At 70.6% G+C, this 2,798-nt stretch carries 1 protein-coding gene; it reads right to left on the reverse strand.

Annotated elements, in window-relative coordinates; all coding sequences use genetic code 11:
- Positions 1 to 2,798 (reverse strand): SDR family NAD(P)-dependent oxidoreductase (locus MJ797_RS24970; protein WP_239341905.1); only part of this gene is annotated, 2,798 nt, incomplete at both ends.

Below are 2,798 nucleotides of genomic sequence, written 5' to 3' on the forward strand. Positions count from 1 at the left end.
GAGCCGCCGCGCATCCGACAGACGCTCCAACACGAGCATTCCGGCGCCCTCAGCCAGGCCCATGCCGTCCGCCGCATCTGAGAAGGCCTTGCAACGGCCGTTGAGGGCCATGTTTCCGAGCCGGGAGAACTCCACGAAGGTCGCCGGGCCCGCCATCACGGTCACGCCGCCAGCCAGGGCCATCGAGCACTCACCCGCACGCAACGCCTGAGCCGCCAGATGCAACGCCACCAGCGACGACGAACACGCCGTGTCGACACTGACGGCCGGACCTTCCAGGCCCAGCACATAGGAGATACGCCCCGACGCCACACTGTGCGCGCCGCCGGTGGCTCGGTATCCCTCCACGTCCCGGGCCGCGCCGGCCGCCGCCTGGAAGTCGTTCTCGATGATGCCGGTGTAGACCCCGACGTCACGGCCGTGCAGCGAGGACGGGTCGATCCCGGCCCGCTCCAGCGCCTCCCACGAGGTCTCCAGCAGCAACCGCTGCTGCGGATCCATCGCCAACGCCTCACGCGGACTGATCCCGAAGAACCCGGCGTCAAAGCCCGCCGCATCGGCCAGGAAGCCACCGACACGGACAGACGACTTCCCTGCGGCATCAGAATCCGAGCCGAACAAGCCCTCCAGATCCCAACCCCGGTCGGTGGGGAACTCCCCCACCGCATCCGTGCCCGAGGACAACAGCTCCCAGAACGCGGCCGGGCTGTCGACACCACCGGGCAGCCGCAACCCCACACCCACGACCGCCACCGGTTCGTTCACGTGGCCCGGTGCCGCGACGGGCGCGGATACGGCGACGGTGCCCGCCAGCTGCGCGCTCAGGAAGTCGGCCAGCGCCGACGGGGTCGGATAGTCGAACACCAAGGTCGCCGGTAGCTTCGTCCCGGTCAGTGCCATCAGCCGGTTCCGGAACTCGACCGCGGCCAGTGAGGTGAATCCCGCGTTGCCGAAGGTCTGGTCGGCCCGCACCAGATCCTGGTCCGCGGCGCCGAGAACGGCGGCCGCTTCGGCGCGGACCAGCTCGGACACATACCGCTCCCGGTCCTCCGGCGTCATCGCGGCCAGCTTCGCCGACAGGCCGTTCGCGGCCTCGGCGGCGCGGCGTTGCGGACCGGCCAGCAGGCGCAGCGGTCCCGGCACCTGCCCGTCGTGGCGGCGGAGCGCCGTCAGATCCAGCACCATCGGGACCAGCACCGGACGGTCCACCGCGAGCGCCGCGTCGAGCAGGGTCGTCATGTTCGGGACATCGTGGCCCCAGGCCAGGGACACGGCAGCCTCGCCGGTGGCGCGGCGCCGGGTGGCGAGCGCGTCGAGATAGCCGTTCGCCGCCGCGTAGTTCCCCTGCCCTGGCCCGCCCATCACCCCTGTGGCGGATGAGAACACCACGAACGCGGCCAACCCCAACCCGCGCGTCAACTCATCCAGATGCGTGGCCGCATCCGCCTTCGGACGCAACACCGCGTCCAACCGCTCCGGAATCAGGCCGCCCAGAACCGCGTCGTCCAGGACCTCAGCGGTGTGAATCACCGCGCTGAGCGGCGCCGATGCTCCAGCGAGCAAGGCCTCGACCTGATCACGATCTGCGACATCACAGGCCACGATCCGCGCCTGGGCGCCAGCGGTCTCCAGGTCCGCCTGGAGCTGTTCGGCCCCCGCTTCGGCAGGGCCCTGCGACGAAGCCAGAACCAGATTCCGGACCCCGTGCACGGCGACCAGATGCCGGGCTACGAGGGCACCCCACGTCCCAGGCCCACCGGTCACCACCACGCAACCGGCACCCACACCCCCGGCCGCATCCTCTTCAACGACTCGGACGAGCCGTGGCACCTCGACCAGCCCGTCCCCCAGCCGAATCTCCCACTCCCCATCAGCGGCGGCCTGCTCCAGCAGACCCGCGAGATCCGGAAGCTCCGCGGTCCCAGGGCCGAGATCCACCAGCAGGATCCGACCGGAGTTCTCCGCTTGGGCCGAACGCACCAGTCCGGCGACCGCAGCCGCGACCGGGTCACCACCCGCACCCCGAACCACCACTGCCAACCGAGCCCCAGCAAAAACCGACCCGGACGTGAACGCCTGCAACACCTCCAACACCCGCGCCAACACCACCCGCACCCGCACCAACTCACCCGACTCAGAGCCAGCGGCATCGACGCGCCGGTCGAGGCCACAGGAAACGAGCAGGTCCGCGTCCAAGACCAGCCACTCCGGCACGTCCTCGACCAAGGACTCCAGACCCGCCACATCCGCGATCACAGCGCTGCTCGTCCCCTTCGCCGGCTCGGTGCCGGGAGCCGTAGAGGCGCTGCCGGCCAGGACGGAGAGAGGGGACCATTCGACCGCGAACAACGCGCCATGGGCGGCGGGAGCGTTGAGATCGGTGGCGGTGAAAGGTCGTGAGGCGAGGGCTTCCATGGTCAGGACCGGCTCGCCGGCGGTGTCGGCCAGGTTCACCTTCAAGCCATCAGGACCGGGGGTGGCGCGGACCCGAAGCGCGGTGGCGGCGGTGGCGTGGAGAGTGACACGGTTCCACGCGAACGGCATCTGCACGCTGTCGGTGTCGCCCAGGGGTGTCGCGGCCATGGAGACGTGCAGGGCGGCGTCCAGGAGAGCCGGGTGGATTCCGTACCCGGCCGCGTCGGCGCTCTCGGGGAGGGCGACCTCGCCGAGCATCTCCCCTTCCCGGGTCCAGACCGCGGTCAGGCCCTGGAACGCGGGCCCATAGGCGTAGCCGAGGTCGGCGAGGCGTTCGTAGAAATCCTCAATCGGGACCGGTTCAGCGCCCGGTGGCGGCCAGG

Source organism: Protofrankia sp. CiP3 (assembly GCF_917627345.1).
In the GTDB taxonomy this organism is placed as follows: domain Bacteria; phylum Actinomycetota; class Actinomycetes; order Frankiales; family Frankiaceae; genus Protofrankia.